The organism is Escherichia sp. WS547 (assembly GCF_046486065.1).
GTDB classification, from domain to species: Bacteria; Pseudomonadota; Gammaproteobacteria; order Enterobacterales; family Enterobacteriaceae; genus Escherichia; species Escherichia coli.
Map to the genome: position 1 here is coordinate 124,457 of NZ_JBJQMA010000011.1, position 25,214 is coordinate 149,670.

Annotated in this window: 21 protein-coding genes, 5 pseudogenes and 1 riboswitch; of the genes and pseudogenes, 7 read left to right on the plus strand and 19 right to left on the minus strand. The window is 48.9% G+C overall.

Annotated features, from left to right (window positions below; genetic code table 11):
• Positions 1-20: 20 nt before the first annotated feature.
• Positions 21-1,382 carry a tRNA 5-hydroxyuridine modification protein YegQ gene (gene yegQ, locus ACJHWK_RS12385; RefSeq protein WP_001520824.1) on the plus strand — a complete coding sequence of 454 codons (1,362 nt, stop codon included), beginning with the start codon at positions 21-23 and terminating at the stop codon, positions 1,380-1,382.
• A gap of 341 nt (positions 1,383-1,723) precedes the next feature.
• Here yegQ and ACJHWK_RS12390 read toward each other — a convergent pair whose 3' ends face one another.
• Positions 1,724-2,041 carry a hypothetical protein gene (locus tag ACJHWK_RS12390; protein WP_170886191.1) on the minus strand — a complete coding sequence of 106 codons (318 nt, stop codon included), beginning with the start codon at positions 2,039-2,041 and terminating at the stop codon, positions 1,724-1,726.
• Positions 2,042-2,455: 414 nt separating this feature from the next.
• On the opposite strand from ACJHWK_RS12390, the gene yegS reads away from it, so the two are divergent.
• Positions 2,456-3,355: a lipid kinase YegS gene (gene yegS / locus ACJHWK_RS12395; protein ID WP_000807371.1), complete on the plus strand. Its 900-nt coding sequence runs from the start codon at positions 2,456-2,458 to the stop codon at positions 3,353-3,355.
• 81 nt (positions 3,356-3,436) lie between these two features.
• On the opposite strand, the gene ACJHWK_RS12400 is transcribed toward yegS, so the two are convergent.
• The 8 genes and pseudogenes from ACJHWK_RS12400 to fbaB form a co-directional block, all read right to left on the minus strand.
• Positions 3,437-4,210 (minus strand): DeoR/GlpR family DNA-binding transcription regulator, encoded by a 774-nt coding sequence (locus ACJHWK_RS12400; RefSeq protein WP_001295426.1) that lies wholly within the window; start codon positions 4,208-4,210, stop codon positions 3,437-3,439.
• A 105-nt stretch (positions 4,211-4,315) separates the two neighbouring features.
• Positions 4,316-5,354 (minus strand): annotated as a pseudogene (gatD, locus tag ACJHWK_RS12405) (galactitol-1-phosphate 5-dehydrogenase).
• Positions 5,355-5,401: 47 nt separating this feature from the next.
• Entirely contained in the window at positions 5,402-6,757 is a 1,356-nt protein-coding gene (locus tag ACJHWK_RS12410; protein WP_000490663.1) for a PTS galactitol transporter subunit IIC, read from the minus strand.
• Between the two features lie 3 nt (positions 6,758-6,760).
• Positions 6,761-7,045 carry a PTS galactitol transporter subunit IIB gene (gene gatB / locus ACJHWK_RS12415; protein ID WP_000823282.1) on the minus strand — a complete coding sequence of 95 codons (285 nt, stop codon included), beginning with the start codon at positions 7,043-7,045 and terminating at the stop codon, positions 6,761-6,763.
• A gap of 30 nt (positions 7,046-7,075) precedes the next feature.
• The gene (gatA, locus tag ACJHWK_RS12420; RefSeq protein ID WP_000182900.1) at positions 7,076-7,528 is read right to left on the minus strand and encodes a PTS galactitol transporter subunit IIA; all 453 of its coding nucleotides are present in this window, start codon (positions 7,526-7,528) and stop codon (positions 7,076-7,078) included.
• 9 nt (positions 7,529-7,537) lie between these two features.
• Entirely contained in the window at positions 7,538-8,800 is a 1,263-nt protein-coding gene (gene gatZ, locus ACJHWK_RS12425) for a tagatose-bisphosphate aldolase subunit GatZ (protein WP_170886190.1), read from the minus strand.
• A 28-nt stretch (positions 8,801-8,828) separates the two neighbouring features.
• Positions 8,829-9,683: a tagatose-bisphosphate aldolase subunit GatY gene (gene gatY / locus ACJHWK_RS12430; RefSeq protein WP_001308759.1), complete on the minus strand. Its 855-nt coding sequence runs from the start codon at positions 9,681-9,683 to the stop codon at positions 8,829-8,831.
• Positions 9,684-9,912: 229 nt separating this feature from the next.
• Complete coding sequence (gene fbaB, locus ACJHWK_RS12435) at positions 9,913-10,965, minus strand: class I fructose-bisphosphate aldolase (protein WP_000129551.1); 1,053 nt, start codon at positions 10,963-10,965, stop codon at positions 9,913-9,915.
• Positions 10,966-11,221: 256 nt separating this feature from the next.
• Here fbaB and ACJHWK_RS12440 point away from each other — a divergent pair.
• The 3 genes and pseudogenes from ACJHWK_RS12440 (at position 11,222) to ACJHWK_RS12450 (ending at position 14,463) form a co-directional block, all read left to right on the plus strand.
• Positions 11,222-12,500: pseudogene (locus ACJHWK_RS12440) on the plus strand (nucleoside permease).
• Positions 12,497-13,501, plus strand: coding sequence for an ADP-ribosylglycohydrolase family protein (locus tag ACJHWK_RS12445; protein ID WP_001520828.1), 1,005 nt, complete (start codon positions 12,497-12,499; stop codon positions 13,499-13,501). The pseudogene ACJHWK_RS12440 and the gene ACJHWK_RS12445 overlap by 4 nt, the downstream one beginning before the upstream one ends.
• A complete protein-coding gene (locus tag ACJHWK_RS12450; protein ID WP_001520829.1) occupies positions 13,498-14,463 on the plus strand; it encodes a carbohydrate kinase family protein in 966 nt (321 codons plus the stop codon). Before ACJHWK_RS12445 ends, ACJHWK_RS12450 begins: the two co-directional genes overlap by 4 nt.
• On the opposite strand, the gene ACJHWK_RS12455 is transcribed toward ACJHWK_RS12450, so the two are convergent.
• From ACJHWK_RS12455 to rcnR, 5 genes are all read right to left on the minus strand, one after another.
• On the minus strand, positions 14,437-15,183 hold the full coding sequence (locus tag ACJHWK_RS12455) for a GntR family transcriptional regulator (protein ID WP_000434044.1): 747 nt from the start codon (positions 15,181-15,183) through the stop codon (positions 14,437-14,439). The two genes, ACJHWK_RS12450 and ACJHWK_RS12455, sit on opposite strands and share 27 nt — an antisense overlap.
• Positions 15,184-15,234: 51 nt before the next feature.
• The gene (locus ACJHWK_RS12460; RefSeq protein ID WP_001520830.1) at positions 15,235-16,053 is read right to left on the minus strand and encodes a glycoside hydrolase family 25 protein; all 819 of its coding nucleotides are present in this window, start codon (positions 16,051-16,053) and stop codon (positions 15,235-15,237) included.
• A gap of 64 nt (positions 16,054-16,117) precedes the next feature.
• Entirely contained in the window at positions 16,118-16,918 is an 801-nt protein-coding gene (gene thiD, locus ACJHWK_RS12465; protein ID WP_000822277.1) for a bifunctional hydroxymethylpyrimidine kinase/phosphomethylpyrimidine kinase, read from the minus strand.
• Entirely contained in the window at positions 16,915-17,703 is a 789-nt protein-coding gene (gene thiM, locus ACJHWK_RS12470; RefSeq protein WP_001195594.1) for a hydroxyethylthiazole kinase, read from the minus strand. The genes thiD and thiM overlap by 4 nt, the downstream gene beginning before the upstream one ends.
• Before the next feature lie 34 nt (positions 17,704-17,737).
• Positions 17,738-17,834: riboswitch (TPP riboswitch) on the minus strand.
• A 91-nt stretch (positions 17,835-17,925) separates the two neighbouring features.
• A complete protein-coding gene (rcnR, locus tag ACJHWK_RS12475; RefSeq protein ID WP_000019944.1) occupies positions 17,926-18,198 on the minus strand; it encodes a Ni(II)/Co(II)-binding transcriptional repressor RcnR in 273 nt (90 codons plus the stop codon).
• A 120-nt stretch (positions 18,199-18,318) separates the two neighbouring features.
• Between rcnR and rcnA the strand changes: the two genes are divergently transcribed.
• Together rcnA and rcnB are read left to right on the plus strand one after the other, a co-directional pair.
• Entirely contained in the window at positions 18,319-19,143 is an 825-nt protein-coding gene (gene rcnA, locus ACJHWK_RS12480) for a nickel/cobalt efflux protein RcnA (RefSeq protein ID WP_170886189.1), read from the plus strand.
• A gap of 218 nt (positions 19,144-19,361) precedes the next feature.
• On the plus strand, positions 19,362-19,700 hold the full coding sequence (rcnB, locus tag ACJHWK_RS12485) for a Ni(II)/Co(II) efflux transporter accessory subunit RcnB (RefSeq protein WP_000153067.1): 339 nt from the start codon (positions 19,362-19,364) through the stop codon (positions 19,698-19,700).
• A gap of 81 nt (positions 19,701-19,781) precedes the next feature.
• Here the strand turns inward: rcnB and ACJHWK_RS12490 are convergent.
• The 5 genes and pseudogenes from ACJHWK_RS12490 to ACJHWK_RS12510 form a co-directional block, all read right to left on the minus strand.
• Positions 19,782-19,928 (minus strand): annotated as a pseudogene (locus ACJHWK_RS12490) (fimbrial protein); the annotation flags it as partial.
• A gap of 144 nt (positions 19,929-20,072) precedes the next feature.
• A complete protein-coding gene (locus ACJHWK_RS12495; RefSeq protein ID WP_097308405.1) occupies positions 20,073-21,053 on the minus strand; it encodes an IS5-like element ISKpn26 family transposase in 981 nt (326 codons plus the stop codon).
• Between the two features lie 48 nt (positions 21,054-21,101).
• Positions 21,102-22,016 (minus strand): annotated as a pseudogene (locus ACJHWK_RS12500) (putative fimbrial-like adhesin protein); the annotation flags it as partial.
• Positions 22,017-22,031: 15 nt separating this feature from the next.
• Positions 22,032-24,512, minus strand: coding sequence for a fimbrial biogenesis outer membrane usher protein (locus tag ACJHWK_RS12505; protein ID WP_001520833.1), 2,481 nt, complete (start codon positions 24,510-24,512; stop codon positions 22,032-22,034).
• A 15-nt stretch (positions 24,513-24,527) separates the two neighbouring features.
• A pseudogene (locus ACJHWK_RS12510) lies at positions 24,528-25,112 on the minus strand (fimbria/pilus periplasmic chaperone); the annotation flags it as partial.
• Positions 25,113-25,214 lie beyond the last annotated feature (102 nt).

Below are 25,214 nucleotides of genomic sequence, written 5' to 3' on the forward strand. Positions count from 1 at the left end.
GTCATCAGAACGAGAGAATTATGTTTAAACCGGAACTCCTTTCCCCGGCGGGAACGCTGAAAAATATGCGTTACGCTTTCGCTTATGGCGCAGATGCTGTTTATGCGGGCCAGCCGCGTTACTCCCTGCGTGTGCGCAACAACGAATTTAACCACGAAAATCTTCAGCTCGGCATCAATGAAGCCCACGCGCTGGGGAAAAAGTTTTATGTCGTGGTCAACATTGCACCGCACAACGCCAAGCTGAAAACCTTTATCCGTGACCTGAAACCGGTGGTGGAAATGGGGCCGGATGCGCTGATTATGTCTGATCCAGGGCTGATTATGCTGGTGCGCGAGCACTTCCCTGAAATGCCGATCCATCTCTCAGTACAGGCTAACGCCGTGAACTGGGCGACGGTGAAATTCTGGCAGCAAATGGGTCTGACCCGCGTGATCCTCTCTCGCGAACTGTCACTGGAAGAGATTGAAGAGATCCGCAATCAGGTGCCAGATATGGAGATCGAAATCTTCGTTCACGGCGCGCTGTGCATGGCCTACTCCGGTCGCTGCCTGCTCTCTGGCTATATCAACAAGCGCGATCCGAACCAGGGCACCTGCACCAACGCCTGCCGCTGGGAGTATAACGTCCAGGAAGGGAAAGAAGATGACGTCGGCAACATCGTACACAAGTACGAACCGATTCCGGTGCAAAACGTTGAACCGACGCTGGGGATCGGCGCACCAACCGACAAAGTGTTTATGATCGAAGAAGCCCAGCGTCCGGGCGAGTATATGACCGCGTTTGAAGATGAGCACGGCACTTACATCATGAACTCGAAAGATCTGCGCGCCATCGCCCATGTTGAACGCCTGACCAAAATGGGCGTGCATTCGCTGAAAATCGAAGGCCGTACCAAATCTTTCTACTATTGCGCACGCACCGCGCAGGTTTACCGTAAAGCTATCGATGACGCAGCTGCGGGAAAACCATTCGATACCAGCCTGCTGGAAACCCTGGAAGGTCTGGCGCATCGTGGCTATACCGAAGGTTTCCTGCGTCGTCATACTCACGACGATTATCAGAACTACGAATACGGTTATTCAGTTTCTGACCGCCAGCAGTTTGTTGGTGAGTTTACCAGTGAGCGCAAGGGCGACCTCGCGGCGGTAGCGGTGAAAAATAAATTCTCCGTTGGCGACAGCCTTGAGCTGATGACGCCGCAAGGGAACATTAACTTTACCCTTGAGCACATGGAAAACGCCAAAGGCGAAGCAATGCCGGTCGCACCGGGCGATGGTTATACTGTGTGGATCCCGGTGCCGCAGGATCTTGAGCTAAATTACGCGCTGCTGATGCGTAATTTCTCCGGGGAAACCACGCGTAACCCCCACGGTAAGTGATTAATTTCGATTATTTTTCCCGGATGGAAAATTCTTAGAAACCGATCACATACAGCTGCATTTATTAAGGTTATCATCTGTTTCGCTGAAAAACATAACCCATAAAATGCTAGCTGTACCAGGAACCACCTCCTTAGCCTGTGTAATCTCCCTTACACGGGCTTATTTTTTGTGCATAAACCATAGAGACGGATTGATCCCAGGTGACCGTCTTCCATTGACCACATCGATAGAATCTCCCTTCATAGCACGATGCCTTTCACGTAACGGCATCGTGCTCGCACAGGTTCCGGCTAAGCACAACCAGAACGCGCATGTTTGACGCTTACCAAAAAATATTCTCACTCTCCACATTCGAATGTCAGACGAGCGACGCCATGTAATCCTGCACCTTCTGTCTTCAGGTCAACTATCTGCATTTTTTTGCCCTGAGTAACACAGAAATGAGCTGCATCATTTTTTACTATATTTTCTGCACCAGATATTCTGCCCCTGGCTAAAGAAGCTTCGGCTTCGGTGTAGTATTGGTTATCGAGTTTACGCTGAATATTACTTTTATATGCAAGACCAAATTTACCGATACTTGTCTCATCATTATGTACAGCACACCCAGACATAAGAAAAACACTAATTAATGATATAGCAGCTATCTTTTTCATCTTACCTTCCCCCATTAAATACCAACGACACGCTCTGGTGTTAAAATATAATAATGGCATGATTATTATAATTGAATAGGATTATAATAAATGTTCTGTACAACATTTCCTACATAAGTAGGAATTACAAACATGAAGCCCTGCCCAGGTATCCCCATGAGGGCTTTAATATATTTAGAATAAGATAGTGAAGATGCCACTGTTTAGTTGAATATTAGGTATATGCTCTTTTTTGAAATTTACCGGTGGCTACCGTTAACATTCACTGTCCCCATTGCAAGCTCCTGGTGGTAACCACTGAATCCTCCATACTTGAACTGATTTTTTATCCTCCGACTTTCATCCTGTTCTGACTCCACCTTTTCTTTTCTGCTCTACACTATCTACAGACCAATCATAAAGGCACATACGATCATGGCAGAATTTCCCGCCAGCTTACTGATTCTTAATGGCAAAAGTACTGACAATTTACCATTGCGCGAAGCAATTATGCTGTTGCGTGAGGAAGGAATGACGATCCATGTGCGGGTCACCTGGGAGAAAGGCGATGCCGCACGATATGTAGAGGAGGCCCGGAAGTTGGGCGTCGCAACGGTGATTGCCGGTGGTGGCGATGGCACCATTAATGAAGTTTCTACGGCGTTGATTCAGTGTGAGGGGGATGACATACCCGCGCTAGGAATTTTGCCATTAGGAACCGCCAATGATTTTGCCACCAGTGTAAGGATTCCTGAGGCACTGGATAAGGCGCTGAAACTGGCAATTGCCGGTGACGCCATTGCGATAGATATGGCGCAGGTCAACAAACAAACCTGTTTTATTAATATGGCGACAGGCGGATTTGGGACGCGTATTACCACAGAAACGCCGGAAAAATTAAAAGCCGCGCTGGGTGGCGTCTCTTACATCATTCATGGCTTAATGCGCATGGATACTCTGCAACCGGACCGTTGTGAGATCCGCGGTGAAAACTTTCACTGGCAAGGTGACGCCCTGGTCATTGGTATTGGTAACGGGCGTCAGGCCGGTGGCGGTCAGCAATTGTGCCCGAACGCGTTAATTAACGATGGCTTGCTGCAACTGCGCATTTTTACCGGCGATGAAATTCTTCCGGCTCTCGTATCAACATTAAAATCTGACGAAGATAACCCGAATATTATCGAAGGCGCTTCGTCGTGGTTTGATATACAAGCCCCACACGAAATCACTTTTAATCTTGATGGCGAACCGTTGAGCGGACAAAACTTTCATATTGAAATACTTCCGGCGGCGTTGCGTTGTCGATTACCACCAGATTGCCCATTGTTGCGTTAATCACACTATTCTCTCTTGAACCAGGGAGAATCCGTAATGCCGGATGCGGTGTAAAAACTTTATCCGGCATACAGAGCAATACTACACCGTAATTAATTTCACCCGTGTCTTCTGCAATGCCAGTTTATCCACCTCTGACACGGCATCATCGGTAATAATAATGTCAATTTTTTCGATTGGCAGTACCTGATTAAAACCGCGACGATTAAATTTCGATGAATCGAGAACGGCAATCACTTTATTTGCGGCTGTAACCATCGCCCCGCTAATCGAATAACCTTCATTAAAGGTCGTAATACCATTAACCGCATCAATACCATCAGCACCGACAAACATTAAATCGGCATTAATATCCTGCAATGAACGCTCGGCAATGGAACCATGCATCGAGCGTGTTTTATGGCGGACGGTCCCACCACAGACGACCAGAGTAATGTCTTTATTTTCGGAAAGGGCAAATGCTGCCGGGAGACTGTTGGTAATCACCGTGATATTTTTGGCGGTCATTAATCCTTCGGCGATAAGCATTGTCGTACTTCCGCTGTCGAGAATAACGGTCATCCCTTCGTGGATCATTTTGACTGCCGCCTGCGCTATTCTGTTTTTTGGCGCGCTGGCGAGCTGAAATCGCTCTTTAAACCCAACTTCCTGGGTCTCGGTTTCACTATTACCGGACATTATTTTCGCCGCACCGCCATGAAAGCGCGTAACCACGCCTTTTTGTTCGAGAAAGCGCAAATCGGCACGGATTGTCGCTTCCGAGGCAGCAAATACTCCCGCCAGATCCTGAACAAGCACGGTTCCCTGTTCATTCACTAATTGGATGATCTTATTCCTTCGCTCGAATGAATTCATCGTCATTTACCCATATTCAATTGTGGCTAGTGTAAACGAAGGGGGACCATTGGTGAATGATCTGTTTTGCACAATACCGGGCCAGCATCACGCTGGCCCGCGGTTTCAGGGAATGAGCAACACTTTGCCCGGCATAGCATTACGAGCGATGTCACGCACCGCCTGGGCGAAGCTTTCAAAGCTTCCACGGTGAGCGATTAATGGCTCCAGGCTTAACTTACGTTCTGTCAGCAACCGGCTCGCCGTTTCCCACTCCTGCCCCGGCCAAGGGCTGGAGTAGTTCATCCAGCTGCCGATAACCGTCAGCTCTTTACGTAATATTTTGCCAAACGTTGTCGATGTTAAATGCAGATCCTGATGCAACGTGCCCACCAGCGCCAGCTGGGCATGAGGCCCGGCAATCTCTACCGCCAGTTCGACGGTTTTCGGGACACCAGCCGTCTCGAGGATAAGCTGATTAAAGCGCAGCTCGCGTAAAACGCCCTGCATTTGCGGCGCGCTCATTTCAAGGCTGTTAAATGTTAGCATCGCCCCGAAAGATTTTGCCAGAGCCAGTTTTTCTGAGCTAATGTCGATAGCCGTCACACTCTTTGCTCCCAGCGCGACAGCGCACAATTGCCAGCAGGCCAATGGTTCCGGCACCAATAATAATAACGTTTTTATTCTCACAACCTTGCGCTAAATGAAAAGCATGCAGGCCAACGGTAATCGGCTCAATAAAAGCCCCATCCTCAATAGACATATCCGTGGGTAGAGCAAAGACATTTTTTCGCTTAACGACAATATATTCAGCAAATCCACCATCACGCCGCGAGCCAATAAAATCATATTTTGCGCACTGGGAATAAAACCCTTTCAAACACTCTGGACAAGTAAAACAGGGTAATAACGGCACACAGGCAACCGCATCGCCAGGGTGTAAATCATCAACACCGGATCCCACCGCATCAATATAGCCGCTAAATTCATGGCCTAACGTTATTGGATAATAATGTGCACCATTTTTAAATATCCTGGGTAAATCGGAACCACATAAGCCCGAGCTGGCAATTTTTACCCGCACCTGATCCTGATGTTTAATTTCAGGAATGACGCTTTCTGCAATGCGCACGATACCATCAGTATCATTCACCACTGATTTCATAAAAACTCCTGATTGTTAAGGGGGATTACCTCCCCCTCAGGTAAAAATTATTCTGCGAGAACGGCTTTCTCTTGTTTAATAAAACCACGCGCTCTACGCCAGGTCATGAAAATACCGGTCAGATAAATTGCGCCGATAATAATGAAACCGGGAATATTTTGCGGGGAGAAAACCTGAATCAGTAACCAGGTAATGGGAGAACCGCCCTGATCCATTGAAGCCACCATACCTCCGGCTTTTAACGCCCCAGCATTGGCCGCCAGTTGGGTGTGCAAACCAATAGTTTGCGTCGCGATCCACAGGGTGATGCTCATAATGATGACACCCGAGATTAAGGTGCGGAACAGATTTCCACGATGCACGGCGACCGCCATCGCCACGAAGAAGCCGATAGTTGCAAGATCGCCAAACGGCAGCACCTGATTACCCGGCACACAAACAGCAATTAAAATGGTGAGTGGAATAAAAATCAGGCTTGCCGATACCACCGCCGTATGCCCCAGCAGCAACGCCGGATCAAGGCCAATCAGGAACTCCTGACCGCCGAACTTCGCCTGTAAACGACTACGGGCCTGCTTAGCGATGGGCGTTAAACCATCCATGATGGGTTTAATCACCCGTGGCATCAGCAGCATAACTGCCGCCGTTTTTACCGCCAGCTGCAATACACCTTTGACATCGTAACCCGCGAGGATGCCGATAATTAGCCCCATCACAAAACCCACGGTGACAGGCTCGCCAAATGGGCCAAATTTGCGCTGAATATCGTCGGCGCTAAATTTAATACGGTTAACGCCTGGGATTTTCTCGATGATAGCATCCACCAGCACCGCAATTGGCCCCAGATACGCCGACGTACCGTGCGGAATGGCAATGCCTTCCAGCTCAAAGAAATTTCGGGTATCGCGGGCAAACCAGTCGCCGAGCTTATAAACAAACGCCGCGTGAATTACCACACCCGCCATCCCTATCATCCATGAACCGGTTGCCAGATGCAGCAATGCGCCGGTGAAGGTCATATGCCAGATATTCCAGATATCAACATTTACCACCCGCGTCATACGGGTCAGTAGCATCGCCACGTTAACCAGAATCGCAATCGGAATCGCCACCAGCGCAATTTGCGACGCCCAGGTCATTGGTGAAGAGCCCGGCCAACCGACATCGACCACATGCAGATTCAGGTCGAAATTTTCCGCCATCGCTTTCGCCGCCGGGCCAATGGAATCCAGCATTAAGCCAATCACAAGGCCAATGCCAACAAAGCCAATCCCGATATGCAGACCCGCTTTAAAGCAATCGCCTGCCTTCATGCCTAATATTTTAGAAAAAATAATGATGACAATCGGCAGCATCACCGTAGGGCCGAGGTCGAGAATATAACGCATGACTTCTGAAAACATAGGTCACCCCTGTAAGATAGTCAGAATTTTATTTTGTAATGCTTCGATACCGACACCAGAAACAAAAGGCATGCCGTGAACTAACGGAATATCGCCAAAACTACGGTCAACTTTGGCGGTAGTACATATCAAATGCACGCCATCCATATAGGTTTCTATTTCATTAACCCGACACTGGATTAATTCAACAGGAATATTATGACTCTGACACAACTCTTTAATTTCTTCCGCCGCCATCGTGGAGGTCGCAACCGCGCCTCCGCAAGCGACAATAATCTTGCGTTTCATAAATAGTCCTTTTTATTGTTACAGAGGGATTTATTCGTCTGAATCTAAAACATACTTTGTGAAGTATTCCTTTAACTGGGTTTCAGGAAGAGTGATTAGTGTCTCGACGATCTCGGGCTGTTGTAACTTGCCAAATAAACAGCGTAAAAGTTTCAATTGCTGCTGCGGATTTTCCACAATTAACGCAATAACCAACGATACCGCCACGTCGTTATCATCATCCGCTTGCTGAAAATGAACTTTATTTGTTGGCCTTAACAGATAAATGGCTGACGACTTAGCATGAATCGCCTCACAATGCGGTATTGCAATGGCGTGCTGCTCAAGCATTATCCCGGTAGGGAATTCTGCTTCTCTGGCAATTAATGCCTGTGGCCAGGTATCATGAACCACACCTTTCGCGAGCATCTCATTACCGATATGGGTTAAAACTTCGCTACGATCGACAAAAGAAATTCCGCTACGAACAAACAGGTTAGTCATATACCGTCCTTATTCCGCACAGCCGTAGCGATAGGCGCGCAAAACATCATAAATTTTATCCATAATCAACTGATGCGGTATTGCTGATAATTCCCCGGACTGAATGCGTTCAAATTGTTTAGGAAGATACTGACTAATCATGCCCAGAGGGATTTCCATGCCTTCCAGATTCACCATCATCGTTTCGACGCTATTTTTAATCCGACTATGCGGCCAGTAATAACGAATACGATCCGACAGGCTGTAACGAATATCCAGTAATGAATCGTTAAAACCCGTACGATAATATTTTTTCCAGTATTGCGGTTCGTCAAACATCACTTCTTCAATTACCGCCAGGCAACCGCTGCGATTTTCTGGGGCGATAAGTTCCTGCTCAATTTGCGCCAGCGCAAATATCGCCTCACGTAAAGCAAAGGTTAATGCGGGACCGACTTTCAATATTGCAAAGTGATCGCGGACTAATTCCCAATAAGCCGTCCGGGTCTGGTAATCGGTAGAATGTGCTTCATAAACCATTCGGGTGTTTTCTATCCATTGCGCCAGCGGCTGTGCTTCCTGCGGCTGATAATGGATAATATTGCTGTGATCAAATTCCACGCCTGGCTGCACCACAATGGCAATCACGCGTGTTAACGCCTCTGCCAGCCCACGGGCAATAAAGGCCTTTTGATGCGTACGTAAAGTATTGGCGGCATCTTCAACCCGGGTAATGTGTACTGACTGAATGGCGCTGGCCTCACCGCCCGGAACCGGAACTTCGGTGCCAATGACATAGCTCAGTTGCTCACGCTGGCAATCTGTCGCCACACTTTCCGCAGCAAAGCAAAGCACAGCAGCTCGTTCCGCAACCGTTTCTGGTGCTAACGGTATAGGATCCCCCGCGCAGGACATTGACGCATCAAGATGAATTTTACTGAAGCCAGCACGAACATATGCCTTTACCAGCTCGACGGATTTTTCCATCGCCGCATCCGCATTTTCTTGCTGCCAGCAGTTTGGCCCCAGATGGTCGCCGCCGAGAATAATACGCTCACGAGCAAATCCGACTTTATCGGCAATCGTAAAAACAAATTCGCGAAAGTCTGCCGGTGTCATTCCGGTATAACCGCCAAATTGATTGACCTGGTTTGACGTTGCTTCAATCAGCACTTTGCGCGTGCTGTTGCGATCAAATGCCAGCGCCGCTTCGATAACCAACGGATGGACAGAACAGACTGAACATATGCCGATATGTTCACCAGCTTTATGCCGGGCAATTAACGTTTTCATGTTTTTTCCTTGTTAAATGGCAGGTGCGTTATGCCCTGCCCTCGCAGCCACAATCGGCAATCACTTTGCTCACCACATCGCGCATTGCGGATTTAGCCGACTGCAAATAATCCCGGGGATCGGTCGCTTCGGGGTGCTCGGTCAGGTAATTTTTTAACGCCTGCGAGAAGGCATTTTTCAGCTCCGTTGCAACGTTGATTTTGCATATCCCCAGTTTGATGGTTTGCTGAATATCCTTAGTCGATAACCCTGACGCGCCATGCAGCACCAGCGGTAAGTTCACCCACTGGCGAATGTTCTCCAGTCGAGAAAAATCAAGCACCGGTGCGCTGGCATACATACCATGAGCCGTGCCGATGGCGACCGCCAGGGAATCAATTCCGGTTGCCTCGGCAAATTCACGCGCCTGAGCGGGGTTGGTATAAAAAGCATCGGCTTCATTGACTTGCACATCATCTTCCTGGCCGCCAAGTTGCCCCAGCTCCGCTTCGACGCTGACATCAAAGCGATGGCAAAAATCCACCACCTCTTTGACCCGTGAAATATTTTGCGCAAAAGGCAAATGCGAGGCGTCAATCATGACTGAGCGCACGCCAGAACGAACCTTCTGAGCGATATCGTCAAATTTCGTGTGATGGTCGAGATGAATCGCCAGTGGATGGTGATATTGCTTCGCCATCGCGCTGACCAGCGCCAACAAATTTTCTGTACCGGCATGAGTAAATGTGCCAGGCGTTCCGGCGATGATGACCGGCGCATGCAGGTTGGCAGCGGTTTCTACCACCACTTGCATCGTTTCGAGATTGTGAATATTGAATGCCGGAACCGCATAACCGCCGCGCTGTGCGTTGTTCAGCATCTGCTTTGTCGATACCACGTACATTTTCATATCCTGTCGTTTGTTTTCGATTTCAAAATATAATGAAATTATTTGTTTTTAAATGTCGAGATAACGATCACAAAAACGACAATATGAAAATTGTTCGAGGAGTGAAAGGCAAAAAAACGGCCTCCCGATAGGGAAGCCGTAGCAAAGTGCGCGTTATTTTATGCCGGATGCAGTGTAAACGCCTTATCCGTCATACGTGGCAGTGCTGGTCGTACAAAGCACATCAGGCGATAGTAATTTTGCTATCGAGATAAACGTCCTGCACGGCGTTAATCAGTTTCACGCCGTCAGCCATCGATTTCTTGAACGCCTTACGTCCAAGAATCAGCCCCATTCCGCCAGCGCGTTTGTTGATGACCGCAGTACGCACTGCATCGCTGAGGTCAGTTTCACCGCCTGCAGCACCGCCGGAGTTTATCAACCCTGCCCGGCCCATATAGCAGTTAGCTAACTGATAACGCACCAGATCAATCGGGTTTTCGCTGGTTAACTTGCTGTACACGCGATCGTCGGTATAACCGTAATTAATCGCTTTATAGCCGCCGTTATTTTCCGCCATTTTTTGTTTAACGATATCTGCACCTATGGTCGCCGCCAGATGGTTTGCCTGACCGGTCAGGTCGGCGGAAACATGGTAATCAACGCCATCTTTCTTAAAGGCGGAGTTACGCAAATAGGCCCACAGCACTGTCACCATGCCCAGCTCGTGCGCACGTTCAAAAGCCGCAGAAATTTCTTCAATCTGGCGACGTGACTCTTCCGAACCAAAATAGATAGTCGCACCAACCGCCACCGCGCCCATGTTGAAGGCCTGCTCCACGCTGGCATACAGCGTTTGATCGTAGGTATTCGGGTAACTTAGCGTCTCGTTGTGATTAAGTTTGACGAGGAATGGAATGCGATGCGCGTAACGCCGCGATACCGATGCCAGCACACCGTAAGTTGACGCCACACAGTTACAGCCCGCTTCGATCGCCAGTTCAACAATGTTTTTCGGGTCAAAGTAGAGCGGGTTAGCGGCAAATGAAGCTCCGGCAGAGTGCTCAACGCCCTGGTCAACCGGCAGAATAGAAAGATATCCTGTGCCAGCCAGACGCCCAGTGTTGTACAACGTCTGCATATTACGTAACACCGCTGGCGGGCGATTATTGTCAATCATCACGCGGTCTACGTAGTCATGCCCGGGGAGATAAAGCTGGTCAGAAGGAATAGTCATACAACGGTGCTGTAAAAGGTTGTCGGCGTCTTTGCCAAGCAACTGCGCAATATCTGTCATTACTATGCTCCCGTAAATTCCGATTGGATATCGGCTATGGATTGTCCTGGCCCGCCTTTTGCGGGCAATCATAATCCTGGTCGTTACAGGCGAGTTTTTCCATCTTTTGGATGTTTTTTCAGCGTTTTCTGTTGGCTCGATTCATCAGAAAAAATGTTACCGCGGTCAAGTTTTCACCGCAAAGGTATTTAAAAGGTATTATTAAATGGTATTGTCATCGCGTACCTTACATTACCTGTCATGAAGGAATTAAAAGATGAAAACAACAGCAAAGCTGTCGTTCATGATGTTTGTTGAATGGTTTATCTGGGGCGCGTGGTTTGTGCCATTGTGGTTGTGGTTAAGTAAAAGCGGTTTTAGTGCCGGAGAAATTGGCTGGTCGTATGCCTGTACCGCCATTGCGGCGATCCTGTCGCCAATTCTGGTTGGCTCCATCACTGACCGCTTTTTCTCGGCGCAGAAAGTGCTGGCGGTATTGATGTTCGCTGGTGCGGCGCTGATGTATTTCGCTGCGCAACAGACCACTTTTGCCGGGTTCTTCCCGTTACTGCTGGCCTACCTCGCTAACCTATATGCCGACCATTGCGCTGACTAACAGTATCGCTTTTGCCAACGTGCCGGATGTGGAGCGTGATTTCCCACGCATTCGTGTGATGGGCACTATCGGCTGGATTGCCTCCGGTCTGGCATGTGGATTTTTGCCGCAAATGCTGGGTTATGCCGATATCTCTCCGACTAACATCCCGCTACTGATTACCGCCGGAAGTTCTGCTCTGCTCGGTGTGTTTGCGTTTTTCCTGCCCGACACGCCGCCAAAAAGCACCGGCAAAATGGACATTAAAGTCATGCTCGGCCTGGATGCGCTGATCCTGCTGCGCGATAAAAACTTCCTCGTCTTTTTCTTCTGTTCATTCCTGTTTGCGATGCCACTGGCGTTCTATTACATCTTTGCCAACGGTTATCTGACAGAAGTCGGCATGAAAAACGCCACCGGCTGGATGACGCTCGGCCAGTTCTCTGAAATCTTCTTTATGCTGGCATTGCCGTTTTTTACCAAACGCTTTGGTATCAAAAAGGTATTATTACTTGGTCTGGTCACCGCTGCGATCCGCTATGGCTTCTTTATTTACGGTAGTGCGGATGAATATTTCACCTACGCGTTACTGTTCCTCGGCATTTTGCTGCATGGAGTAAGTTACGATTTTTACTACGTTACCGCTTACATCTATGTCGATAAAAAAGCCCCCGTGCATATGCGTACCGCTGCGCAGGGGCTGATCACGCTCTGCTGCCAGGGCTTCGGCAGTTTGCTCGGCTATCGTCTTGGCGGTGTGATGATGGAAAAGATGTTCGCTTATCAGGAACCGGTAAACGGACTGACTTTCAACTGGTCCGGGATGTGGACTTTCGGCGCGGTGATGATTGCCATTATCGCCGTGCTGTTCATGATTTTTTTCCGCGAATCCGACAACGAAATTACGGCTATCAAGGTCGATGATCGCGATATTGCGTTGACACAAGGGGAAGTTAAATGAAAACAGAACGTATTCTCGGTGCTCTTTATGGGCAGGCGTTAGGGGATGCGATGGGGATGCCCTCCGAGCTTTGGCCACGCAGCCGCGTTAAAGCACACTTTGGCTGGATTGACCGTTTTCTGCCTGGACCAAAGGAGAATAACGCGGCCTGTTATTTTAACCGCGCCGAATTCACCGACGATACCTCGATGGCGCTGTGTCTGGCGGATGCGTTACTGGAACGTAAAGGCAAGATCGATCCGGATCTGATTGGGCGTAATATTCTCGACTGGGCGCTGCGTTTCGACGCCTTTAACAAAAACGTACTAGGTCCGACCTCGAAGATTGCTCTCAACGCCATTCGCGACGGTAAACCCGTTGCTGAACTGGAAAACAACGGCGTGACCAACGGCGCAGCGATGCGCGTCTCGCCATTAGGTTGTTTGCTTCCGGCGCGTGATGTTGATTCCTTTATTGATGATGTGGCGCTGGCGTCCAGCCCGACCCATAAATCCGATCTGGCGGTTGCAGGTGCGGTAGTCATCGCATGGGCGATTTCCCGTGCCATTGACGGAGAAAGCTGGTCAGCGATTGTTGATTCACTACCCTCGATTGCGCGACATGCACAGCAAAAACGCATCACCACCTTCAGCGCCTCACTGGCGGCGCGCCTGGAGATTGCGCTGAAAATTGTGCGCAATGCCGACGGCACTGAATCCGCCAGCGAACAGCTTTACCAGGTCGTTGGCGCAGGTACCAGCACTATTGAGTCCGTTCCGTGCGCCATTGCGCTGGTTGAACTGGCACAAACCGACCCGAACCGTTGCGCCGTCCTCTGCGCTAACCTTGGCGGCGATACAGACACCATCGGTGCTATGGCGACGGCAATCTGCGGCGCGTTGCATGGCATTAACGCTATCGATCCTGCGTTAAAGGTGGAGCTGGATGCGGTAAATCAGCTTGATTTCAACCGCTATGCCACAGCGCTGGCGAAATATCGTCAACAACGGGAGGCGGTATGAGCGGCGCTCGATTACACACGCTGCTGCCTGAATTAACCACGCGTCAGTCGGTGATGGTCGTCGGCGCGGCGGTCATTGACGTGATCGCCGACGCTTATGCCCTCCCCTGGCGTGGGTGCGATATCGAACTGAAACAGCAGAGCGTTAACGTTGGCGGCTGCGCACTGAATATTGCCGTGGCGTTAAAGCGCCTCGGCATCGAAGCGGGTAACGCCTTGCCGCTCGGTCAGGGCGTGTGGGCGGAGATTATTCGCAACCGGATGGCAAAAGAGGGCTTAATCAGCCTGATCGATAACGCCGAAGGTGATAACGGCTGGTGTCTGGCGCTGGTTGAGCCGGATGGCGAACGCACTTTTATGTCATTCAGCGGTGTGGAAAATCAGTGGAATCGCCAGTGGCTGGCGCGATTAACCGTTGCGCCTGGCAGCCTGCTCTATTTTTCCGGTTATCAACTGGCCTCGCCCTGCGGCGAATTATTAGTGGAATGGCTGGAAAAGCTGCAAGACGTGACGCCGTTTATCGATTTTGGCCCACGTATTGGCGATATCCCGGATGCATTGCTGGCGCGGATCATGGCCTGTCGACCTTTAGTGTCACTCAATCGTCAGGAGGCTGAGATTGCCGCCGAACGTTTTGCTTTATCCGCAGAGATAACAACACTTGGCAAGCAATGGCAGGAGAAATTTGCCGCGCCGTTGATCATTCGTCTCGATAAAGAGGGCGCATGGTATTTCAGCAACGACGCTTCTGGCTGCATTCCGGCATTTCCAACGCAAGTAGTAGACACCATTGGGGCGGGCGACAGTCATGCAGGTGGCGTACTTGCCGGGCTAGCCTCTGGTCTGCCACTGGCGGATGCCGTATTACTGGGCAATGCAGTGGCGTCGTGGGTTGTCGGGCATCGGGGCGGTGATTGTGCGCCAACGCGCGAGGAACTACTCCTCGCACACAAAAACGTATAGATCGCTGCGACAGTGGCTGATGCTGTACTCAATAGGCCGTTGCTGTTGGTCAAGCGCCACTTGCTTGATCACCAGCACCGGTATTTTGCTATCTAACTGAATATGTGACTGAAACTCGGCATCCGGCATCCGGGCGCTAACGCGGGAACGCGTACGTTGTGGGTAAATGTGCTGGCTGCGGAAGTAGTCATAAAGAGAAATTCCGATGGCATCAACATCATGAATTAAATGCGCAGGAACCCACGATTCCTCAATTGATACCGCTTCTTCATCGACATAGCGAATACGCTTAAGCAAAAAGACATTACTTCCTGCTTCGACCGCTAGCTGCTGCGCGACTTCTTCGGGACATTTCACGACACGCTTGTTAACCCATAGTGTATCGGGCTTTTTCCCGCGCAATACCACCTGCTGAGAAAAACCTCGCGCTTCTTTCAACGAGTATTCGAAGATGTTGTTGATCTGCGTACCGTAACCACGCGAACGCGTCACCACGCCCTCTTCTTCCAGCGCCTGCATCGCCTTGCGCACCGTAATGCGCGAAACGCCGGTTAACTGACTTAAATCACGCTCACCGGGCAAAATATTGCCATGCTCCAGCACCCCGCTGCGCACGGCATTTTTTACCGTTTCGGCAAACTTAATATAAAGCGGCGTGTTATCCGCCGCTAAAATACGTTCGTTCAGTTGGGCAATCAGCTGGGTATGCGCTTGTTCCATTTGTCTTTTTCCTGCCAGGGAGTCTGGTGGGAGTATATCACTGCTTCTTATTTAAGGCGTTTCTTTAATCCCATCAACGAATGCCTGCAACTCCTCCACCGTGCCATTAAATACATTAAAATCCACCGGACCATTGATGCCATCTACCTGTCCACGGTCGGAATGCTGCCAGAAGCGCCAGGCCATTCCGTCATTGTCCGGACGACGTTGATAGTAATGAGCCACCCACCACGGATATTCATTGAAATAGCCCGCCAGATTCGTGTGATAAAAAACGGCTCCTGAGTAAATAATCGGCTTTTTCCCCGTACTTTTTTCGACCATTTTTAGCCACTGACTTACCCGCTTGCGTAATTCTTTTGCCGATAATTTTCCCCGTTCTTCTACGTCCAGCACGGCAGGGAAATCGCCTTGTGAGAAATCCACCGTTTGCAGAAATAATCTCGCCTGAACTGAAGCGGATACCGACGGGGAAAAATAATGATACGCCCCGCGCAGCAGGCCATTTTCGCGGCTTAGTTGCCAGTTACGCGAAAAATAGGGGTCCACCAGCTTTTCGCCTTCCGTCGCCTTGATAAAGGCAAATTGCAAGCGAATACCGTTATCGCGCATTTTTGCCACCCGCTGCCAGTCGATTCGCTCCTGCCAGCGCGAAACATCTATTCCGTGAATGGTGTAACTGGCAGGAATGCGAATAGCGAAAGATTTAACCGGGCGATAACCGTAGAAGTGGATGTAGTCTTTAATCTGAATTGCTGTCGAATAGAAAAAATTCACCGTCTGACGCGGATGAATCGCAACGATGGAAATTAGCCCAAGAGCGCATAATAAAGCGGTGAGTTTTTTTCGACTGGTGATTCTTAGCTGCATTGGTTTCATCCCTGAATGTCAGTGCCAAAGGCTGACAATAACCAAAGCAGCTATAGTACGGTGCTCACCACCAGGCGTGGAAGTGGTGAACCGGACCAATACCGTGACCAACTTCCAGCGTGTCGGCCTGGGCTAACGCCGATGAAAGCCAGCTTTTTGCCTCCTGTACGGTGTCAGCCCAGTTTGTATGGCGCGGGCGTAGTGCAGCCAACGCCGCAGAGAGCGTACAACCAGTGCCGTGGGTGTTTTGGGTCATAATGCGCGGTGCAGTAAATCGTTGTTCCCCCTCACGAGTAAACAGCCAGTCAGGGCTTTGCTCATCATCCAGATGACCACCTTTCATTAGCACTGCGCCACAGCCCATCGCCAACAGCGATCGCCCTTGTTCCAGCATTTCCTGTTCGGTGCGCGCGTGTGGCGCGTCGAGCAAGGCAGCAGCTTCGGGCAAGTTTGGCGTTATTAATGAAACCTGTGGCAATAATCGACTGCGCAGCGTAGCAACCGCCGAAGGTGAAAGCAGCGGGTCGCCGCTTTTTGCCAGCATAACGGTGTCGAGTACCACGTTTTGGATCTGATAACGTTGCAACCGTTCTGCCACCGCTTCAACAATATCGGTTTCCGCCAACATACCGATTTTAGTGGTGTCGATTCGCACATCGCTGAACACCGAATCGAGCTGGGCGGCGACAAAATCAGGCTCAATGCGATACACCGACTGTACGCCACGGGTATTTTGCGCCACCAGTGCAGTAATCACTGAGCAACCATAAGCGCCAAGTGCCGAGAAGGTTTTAAGATCGGCCTGAATCCCCGCACCACCACTCGGATCAGTACCGGCAATCGTCAGAGCGTTAATTCGTTTCATGCCTGCACCTCCGGCGTCAATTGCCAGAGCGCATCAAGGAAATGTGGAACAAAACTGCCTGGCCCCTCGCTACTGGCGACTGCGCGTTCTCCGGCTTGTTTCATCCAGTGACAGGCAGATGCGATATTTTCCAGCGTATCGCCTGGTAGCGCACAACAGGCAGCGACAACCGCCGATAATGCACAGCCAGTTCCTACCACTTTGGTCATTAACGGATCGCCACCGTGAATACCAATGATACGATGTCCATCGGTAACATAATCCATCTCGCCAGTGACCACGACGATTGCGCCAGTTTCCCGTGCCAGTGTTTGTGCAGCGGGTATCGCATTAGCTGCGGCGTCAGTGGTATCCACTCCCCGTCCACCATTAGCAACGCCAGCTAATGCCATGATTTCCGAAGCATTACCACGTATGGCGGTTGGCTTATGAGACAGAAGTTCCAGACAAAAACGGCGGCGATAATCGAGTGCACCCACCGCTACTGGATCAAGCGTCCAGGGTGTTTGAGAGCGTTTTGCCTGTTCAATGGCGGCACGCATCGCCTGTGCGCGTGGCTGCGTCAGCGTGCCAACGTTAATCAGCAACGCACTGGCGATAGCCGCAAACTGACTGGCCTCTTCGGTTTCGATAACCATCGCTGGGGATGCACCGAGCGCCAGCAAGGTATTGGCAGTAAAGGTTTGCACCACATCGTTGGTCATGCAGTGCACAAGAGGGGAATGTTGGTGAAAAAGATGTAACGCGTGCGCAGATTGCGCGGAACTCAGCAGGTCGACTTGCATAGTTTGCTCCTGCCATAACGTGAAGAAGCAATGACCTGGTGGTCCGTGACTTCCCTACGCTGGCATTATCCAGATCAGGTGATACGGGTATTTCTCAGCCTTCACGCAGAAGGGCACCCCGAGTCGTTTGATTGCGATGATAAATCGCAGAGGAGGATGGTAATGTCCAGCGCACGCGTTGTAAACGAGTAAAAACCGCAGTTTTACAATCGCGTTAATAAATTATTTGATATAAGAATCCAGCACCTTCAGAACGACATCCAGATCTTCTTCACGTTTTAGCTCATCCCCCTGGTGAACGATGTGTTCCGTCAGATGACCTTTAATCACTTCCCGCATCAGACCGTTTACCGCGCCACGGATAGCAGCAATCTGTTGTAAAACTGCAGCGCATTCGTGCGGCTCGTCGAGCATTTTCTTGAGCGCCACGACCTGGCCCTGAATCTTACTGGCACGCGCTTTCAGTTTCTGTTTATCACGGATGGTATGAGACATGGCAACACCTGGTTAATAAGAATATGAAAAATCATAGCACTATTAATCTACTGGGGGGTAGTATCAGGTACTGGGGGGGAGTAGAATCAGATTGCCGAATTAATACTAAGAATTATTATCATGACCGAATTTACAACTCTTCTTCAGCAAGGAAACGCCTGGTTCTTCATCCCCAGCGCCATCTTACTTGGTGCGCTTCATGGCCTGGAACCAGGGCACTCAAAAACGATGATGGCGGCGTTTATCATCGCCATCAAAGGCACCATTAAACAGGCGGTGATGCTCGGACTGGCAGCAACCATTTCGCATACCGCAGTGGTCTGGTTGATTGCCTTTGGCGGGATGGTGATCAGCAAGCGCTTTACTGCTCAATCAGCAGAACCGTGGCTCCAGTTGATTTCCGCAGTGATCATTATTGGCACCGCGTTCTGGATGTTCTGGCGTACCTGGCGCGGCGAACGAAACTGGCTGGAGAATATGCACGAGCATGATCATGAGCATCATCACCACGATCACGAAGATCACCACAACCATGGACATCATCACCATCACGAACATGGCGAGTATCAGGATGCCCATGCACGAGCCCATGCCAATGACATTAAACGACGCTTTGATGGTAGAGAGGTCACCAACTGGCAAATTTTGCTATTTGGCTTAACCGGTGGCCTTATCCCCTGCCCGGCAGCAATTACCGTGCTGTTGATATGCATTCAGTTGAAAGCCCTGACACTGGGCGCAACACTGGTCGTCAGTTTCAGCATTGGCCTGGCGTTAACGCTTGTCACCGTAGGCGTTGGCGCAGCAATCAGCGTTCAGCAGGTCGCAAAACGCTGGAGCGGATTTAACACTCTCGCTAAACGCGCCCCCTATTTTTCCAGTCTGTTGATTGGCTTAGTTGGTGTGTATATGGGCGTACATGGCTTCATGGGCATAATGCGATAACTCAATCCTTTAGGCTTGCATGTTATCTTCAGCCCAGGATGATTCTTAAATCAGCTATTTCCGCTGACTCTCTGCTCGCTAAGGATGCTTTTAGGGCATCCTTTCATTTACACTTTTTACGAAATCATGGGATCACTAACAAAATATCGCTTGCCAGTTATATTGTATGGCAGGAAAGATATGCGACTGATATTACAGATCCCCAAAGTGGAGAGTTTATGACCATTAAAAATAAGATGTTGCTGGGTGCGCTTTTGCTGGTTACCAGTGCCGCCTGGGCCGCACCAGCCACCGCGGGTTCGACCAATACCTCGGGAATTTCTAAGTATGAGTTAAGCAGTTTCATTGCTGACTTTAAGCATTTCAAACCAGGCGATACCGTCCCAGAGATGTACCGCACCGATGAGTACAACATTAAGCAGTGGCAGTTACGTAACCTGCCCGCGCCTGATGCCGGGACGCACTGGACCTATATGGGTGGCGCGTACGTGTTGATCAGCGACACCGACGGTAAAATCATTAAAGCCTACGACGGTGAGATTTTTTATCATCGCTAAAAAAAGCCCCCTCATCATGAGGGGGAAATGCAGACACCTTGTTATTTTTTATTATTAGCCACTTGCTCGTCTTGCTTGTTATTAGTCGTATTTCACGTTGATTAATGCGGTTGCCTCCAGTGCGCCAGATTTAACTTTGTTTGTATCGTAGACGTAGTAACTGGCAGTTATCGGAATTGAAACCGTTGTATCTGTAAGTTTTGACTTCGCAGCAACTTCCTTTAAGGAAGGTGCGAATAAGCAGGTCATTTCTTCCCAAGTTGACTCGCTGATTAAAATTTCGCGGATCTGGGCCGATTTTTTTCCCGCAAACACATCGAATCAGCCTATTTAGGCTATTTTTTCCACAATTTCTGGCGTTATTTCCGGTTTTTACTGAGATCTCTCCCACTGACGTATCATTTGGTCCACCCGAAACAGGTTGGCCAGGGTGAATAACATCGCCAGTTGGTTATCGTTTTTCAGCAGCCCCTTGTATCTGGCTTTCACGAAGCCGAACTGCCGCTTGATGATGCGAAACGGGTGCTCCACCCTGGCACGGATGCTGGCTTTCATGCATTCGATGTTGATGGCCGTTTTGTTCTTGCGCGGATGCTGCTTCAAGGTTTTTACCTTGCCGGGACGTTCGGCGATCAGCCAGTCCACATCCACCTCGGCCAGCTCCTCGCGCTGTGGCGCTCCTTGGTAGCCGGCATCGGCTGAGACAAATTGCTCCTCTCCATGAAGCAGATTACCCAGCTGATTGAGGTCATGCTCGTTGGCCGCGGTGGTGACCAGGCTGTGGGTCAGGCCACTCTTGGCATCGACACCAATGTGGGCCTTCATGCCAAAGTGCCACTGATTGCCTTTCTTGGTCTGATGCATCTCCGGATCGCGTTGCTGCTCTTTGTTCTTGGTAGAGCTGGGTGCCTCAATGATGGTGGCATCCACCAAAGTGCCTTGGGTCATCATGACGCCTGCTTCGGCCAGCCAGCGATTGATGGTCTTGAACAATTGACGGGCCAGTTGATGCTGCTCGAGCAGGTGGCGGAAATTCATGATGGTGGTGCGATCCGGCAGGGCGCTATCCAGGGATAATCGGGCAAACAGGCGCATGGAGGCGATTTCGTACAGGGCATCTTCCATGGCACCGTCGCTCAGGTTGTACCAATGCTGCATGCAGTGAATACGCAGCATGGTCTCCAGCGGATAGGGCCGTCGGCCATTGCCCGCCTTGGGATAAAACGGCTCGATGACAGCGGTCATATTCTGCCATGGCAGAATCTGCTCCATGCGGGAGAGGAAAATCTCTTTTCGGGTCTGACGGCGCTTAGTGCTGAATTCACTATCGGCGAAGGTGAGTTGATGGCTCATGATGTCCCTCTGGGATGCGCTCCGGATGAATATGATGATCTCATATCAGGAACTTGTTCGCACCTTCCTTAAATTTGTATATCCTTTACTGCTGTTAGTGATATTTAAAAGTGTGACTGGCGAACCATTACTTTCAAGAATAAACCCTACGCCATTATCTTCCGCACCTTTCAGGATCGTGTTACTACTGCCCCACAAATCAGAACTTGATAAATACACCTGCATTTTTCGTGATGTTTGATTTTGTTGACCTAATAAATTTTTACAACGCAGAATAATATCTCCTTTTTTACTATTTATTGTTGCTTTGTTACCTGTGGCTGGTAATTGTGAAACGGGAGTACTCTCTAAAGTAATTAATAAATCGTCCGGTTTGCAGGTCGTTGTTATCGGGTTATATGACAATGCCAGATTAAAGGAATAGACACCTGCATTTTGTGCCAATGCATTTCTGTAGCTATTTACACATGCATCCCATGACTTGCCACCTAATAAACACAGTAGAAATTGTACTGCGGCACTCCCGCGTGTCGATGATGAAGCACTGGATAATGTCGCAACTCCATTAATCATCACTGAACCGCCGCCCCCCGCAGAAACATTCACTTTTGCATTACTGGCTGCAGGTGTCACCGTTACCGAATAACCATTGGTGAAACTGGTCTGATTATTTGACAACGTGATGTTATTTTTATTGGTCCATTCAAAATGTAAATTTAATTTAATGGTATCGTTATAAAGTCCAACAATAATATCCGACGGGCTCATAGGGGTGATAGTATTTGTACTCACGCATGACGAATCATTAAAATTATGCTCATAGGTCGCCATTTGTGTTTGAGTAAGTGCAAAATCCCCCTGAACAACCAAATTGTGCTGAACAGATAACTCACTATAACATGCTGCATAGCTCACTGGCATAACCATCATCATTAATATAAATAGCATTATGCGAATTTTCATAGAACCACCTGACTATTACTGGCAAATATAATTTCTACTTTCATCAATCTCTTTACCGAAGGTGATTGTGCATGAAAGTCCTTGTTGCTTATTAATTGCCACATTAACCGACGGCGGTACTTCATTGGTGCGAATAAATAACTGGCTTCCCTGGCCGACAACGCCAATATTATGACCATGGATATCATTGACTTCATAACCAAACGTTAATGGTTGCCCATCCGTTCTTAACGCTTTTATAAACCAGGGCTTGCGCTGATCGGTATCAAAATTAACCAGTACAACCGCGCCGCGATAAGGTGCGGCAATTTTCCGGTTACCGCGCAATTCTGCTTCGCTATCGCTTTGCGACACATCCAGCATCAGGTGATTTTCCCGATAAGGTGTCATTCCGTCGTATACCACCACTCCATTACGGTTTGTTGTGCGATATTTTTGCCCATTGACATAAGCATCTTTAATTCCTGGCGCATTCATCACTGCAAACGTTTCGGAAAGACGGTTCGCCAGATTAACGCCCTCCGACCAGGCGACAATGCCCCCTGAAACACTGGCTCCAGCCTGTAGATAAGTACTCGACTGACTATAACTGCCATTCACTGTCGCAACCGGCGCGTTCCAGGTTAAATTCGCTCCAGCTGTCGTTTCATTTCCCTGATGCTGATGACTCAGGTTGACCCCATAGTTAAATTGATCCCGGCTTCCAACGGTTCCCGATAATCCCGTATTATTTGAGGCAAAACCCTGATCATCAAACGTCGTTGAGTTAGACATATATATTTGCCGACGAGGCGTCGTAACGTCATCACCCCAATCAAAGGGAATCGATATAAAAATATTAAAACGTTTCTCTTCATGATGATTCTCGTCATAAGCCTGGCTTGCCGCGAGGGTATAGCTTATCCGTCGCAGGTTGTTGGAATAACTCAACTGATAATCCTTACTGCTGCCGCTACGCCCCCAGTAATCTCGCCATAACGTACTTAAGGACACAGAACCCCAGCCTTCTGGCAATGACTGGCTCATATTGGCAGAAAAGCTATTTTTACGGCCAAAATCGTTCTGGTAATAATCGGCAATGTCATAGATATCGTTTTCATCACGGCGATAATTATCTTTATTGTTTGCCCAAACATGATCGTTAAATGTCCGGTAATCACGCGACGAATAACGCCAGGCCGCCAGACCAAAACGCGTCGACGTTTGGCTCACAAATTTGTTGTAGGCAATTTGATAACTTTGCCCGTCAAACACATCGCCGTTGTCTTGTTTACTATGCGACTTCGTGGCATCGACGGAAATGGCACCAATGCGTGTATTCCAGCCAGTCCCCAAAGTGAACGCGTAATAATTATTCGCGACCATCGATCCGCCATACAGCGTCAATAAGTTATTAAAACCATACTGATAACCCGCCTGGACAAAATCACTTTGTTTGCTCGCCCCTTCAATATGGCTACGACCCGCCGCAAAATCATATTTCGACACGCCAGGTTGCAGCATATTCGGCACCGCTGCATAAGGCACCAGATAGGTGGTTACCGAACCGTCCGCCTCTTTCACGCTGACATCAAGATCTGCTCCACCACCGGCCAACTGCAAATCTGTAATCGCAAACGGGCCAGGAGGAACCTCTTTCTGATAAACCACAAAACCGTTCTGTTCAATAGTTACCAGCGCGTTACTCTGAGCAATCCCCTGCACCCGTGGAGTAAAATTCTGTTTCGAGTTAGGCAACATCTGCATATCACGAAACAACCGCACACCGCTGAAGCGAACAGAATCAAAAATATCGCTTGATGTGTACATATCACCCACGCGAAGCGTGCCGAGAAGTTGGGCAAATCCACGTTCCAGATACAGGGTATTGCTTTTCCACCCCCCTGGATTGCTATTTGTTTTACTGAAACTGGCATCAGAATGCAGTTGCCACCCCAGTAAGTTTAACCCGCTGTTAAAACGTACATATGTACTCTTGCTATTACCCGACGCTTTATAGTCGCTGTAATACTGACTCACATAATAAGAGGTATAAAACGCATTAATACCCCGCTCCCAGTTTTCCGGTGGAACATAGCCACTTTCCAGTTCTTCCACCCACGCCTGCGGGACACTGAAATCGAGACGAAAAACTCCGATATCCCAGGTATAGCTCCCACCCTGAACAAGTTGCTCAAATGTTAAACATTGCTTACCGCTGGCAAAGTTATCGGTATTAATGCCTAACCGCTTGATAATTTCCCTTGATATACATGTTTCTTGCGGGTTGTCTTTAACAATGATCTCATATTTCCCGCGCCATTGCTTATTGACATAAATATCGATGTCATACTGCCCCGGCAAGGGTTGATTATCATCAAGACGAATATTTGCAACCTGCTGGTCTTTCATTCCACCTATCATAAAATGGGTATCAAAGGTTTCTTCAGCTGCATAAGCTTCAATGCCGAGCAATAACGCTACGATTGCTGATGCAAGTGGGGTCATTCTCAACATAGGCAGCTCCTGCAATTAAATTTTGTCACTAATATAGTTGCCATGGTCATCGATAATGGTCAGATACCAGTTATTCGCATTATTACTTTTGACATTAATACTCTGACTTTCTAAGGGGGCAATCATAATAGTTTCATAATTGACTTTGACATTATTAGCTTTGACATCCGAAATCGTTACCCAATTTGCTGAGTCATTTTTTATCACCAATCCATTGCCACTGCGATTTACCAGTAACTTTTTAAATGTCGCTTTATTTACTGGCGCAATACCCGCAGGCCGGTAAAACAATTTAATTCTGTTTTGCATTGCAAATTTCAGTGCATTCTTGCCCTCTTGCTCTGGACTATTTGGTGGAATATCCAGAACATTCAGATAAAAAATGCTCTCTTTATTAGTGGGCAGTTTATTCGGCATAATTTTGATTTTTACTTGCTGCCCGGAATTTGCCCCTATTTTTGCCACTGGTGGCGTTAACATGAAAGGAACCTGAATTTTTTCTGGTGGTAACGACGTATCGCCATCATCAATCCACGCCTGCAGCAGCGAAGAACGGTTTCCCTGATTCATCAACTGCACCATCACTTCTTTGGAAGGTGCGAATAAGCGGGGAAATACTTCTCGGCTGACTCAGTCATTTCATTTCTTCATGTTTGAGCCGATTTTTTCTCCCGTAAATGCCTTGAATCAGCCTATTTAGAC

Bases quoted from the DNA above. Each gene is read 5' to 3' on its own strand.
- yegQ (WP_001520824.1), top strand. From the start codon at position 21: ATGTTTAAACCGGAACTCCTTTCCCCGGCGGGAACGCTGAAAAATATG.
- ACJHWK_RS12390 (WP_170886191.1), bottom strand. From the start codon at position 2,041: ATGAAAAAGATAGCTGCTATATCATTAATTAGTGTTTTTCTTATGTCT.
- yegS (WP_000807371.1), top strand. From the start codon at position 2,456: ATGGCAGAATTTCCCGCCAGCTTACTGATTCTTAATGGCAAAAGTACT.
- ACJHWK_RS12400 (WP_001295426.1), bottom strand. From the start codon at position 4,210: ATGAATTCATTCGAGCGAAGGAATAAGATCATCCAATTAGTGAATGAA.
- ACJHWK_RS12410 (WP_000490663.1), bottom strand. From the start codon at position 6,757: ATGTTTTCAGAAGTCATGCGTTATATTCTCGACCTCGGCCCTACGGTG.
- gatB (WP_000823282.1), bottom strand. From the start codon at position 7,045: ATGAAACGCAAGATTATTGTCGCTTGCGGAGGCGCGGTTGCGACCTCC.
- gatA (WP_000182900.1), bottom strand. From the start codon at position 7,528: ATGACTAACCTGTTTGTTCGTAGCGGAATTTCTTTTGTCGATCGTAGC.
- gatZ (WP_170886190.1), bottom strand. From the start codon at position 8,800: ATGAAAACGTTAATTGCCCGGCATAAAGCTGGTGAACATATCGGCATA.
- gatY (WP_001308759.1), bottom strand. From the start codon at position 9,683: ATGTACGTGGTATCGACAAAGCAGATGCTGAACAACGCACAGCGCGGC.
- fbaB (WP_000129551.1), bottom strand. From the start codon at position 10,965: ATGACAGATATTGCGCAGTTGCTTGGCAAAGACGCCGACAACCTTTTA.
- ACJHWK_RS12445 (WP_001520828.1), top strand. From the start codon at position 12,497: ATGAAAACAGAACGTATTCTCGGTGCTCTTTATGGGCAGGCGTTAGGG.
- ACJHWK_RS12450 (WP_001520829.1), top strand. From the start codon at position 13,498: ATGAGCGGCGCTCGATTACACACGCTGCTGCCTGAATTAACCACGCGT.
- ACJHWK_RS12455 (WP_000434044.1), bottom strand. From the start codon at position 15,183: ATGGAACAAGCGCATACCCAGCTGATTGCCCAACTGAACGAACGTATT.
- ACJHWK_RS12460 (WP_001520830.1), bottom strand. From the start codon at position 16,053: ATGCAGCTAAGAATCACCAGTCGAAAAAAACTCACCGCTTTATTATGC.
- thiD (WP_000822277.1), bottom strand. From the start codon at position 16,918: ATGAAACGAATTAACGCTCTGACGATTGCCGGTACTGATCCGAGTGGT.
- thiM (WP_001195594.1), bottom strand. From the start codon at position 17,703: ATGCAAGTCGACCTGCTGAGTTCCGCGCAATCTGCGCACGCGTTACAT.
- rcnR (WP_000019944.1), bottom strand. From the start codon at position 18,198: ATGTCTCATACCATCCGTGATAAACAGAAACTGAAAGCGCGTGCCAGT.
- rcnA (WP_170886189.1), top strand. From the start codon at position 18,319: ATGACCGAATTTACAACTCTTCTTCAGCAAGGAAACGCCTGGTTCTTC.
- rcnB (WP_000153067.1), top strand. From the start codon at position 19,362: ATGACCATTAAAAATAAGATGTTGCTGGGTGCGCTTTTGCTGGTTACC.
- ACJHWK_RS12495 (WP_097308405.1), bottom strand. From the start codon at position 21,053: ATGAGCCATCAACTCACCTTCGCCGATAGTGAATTCAGCACTAAGCGC.
- ACJHWK_RS12505 (WP_001520833.1), bottom strand. From the start codon at position 24,512: ATGTTGAGAATGACCCCACTTGCATCAGCAATCGTAGCGTTATTGCTC.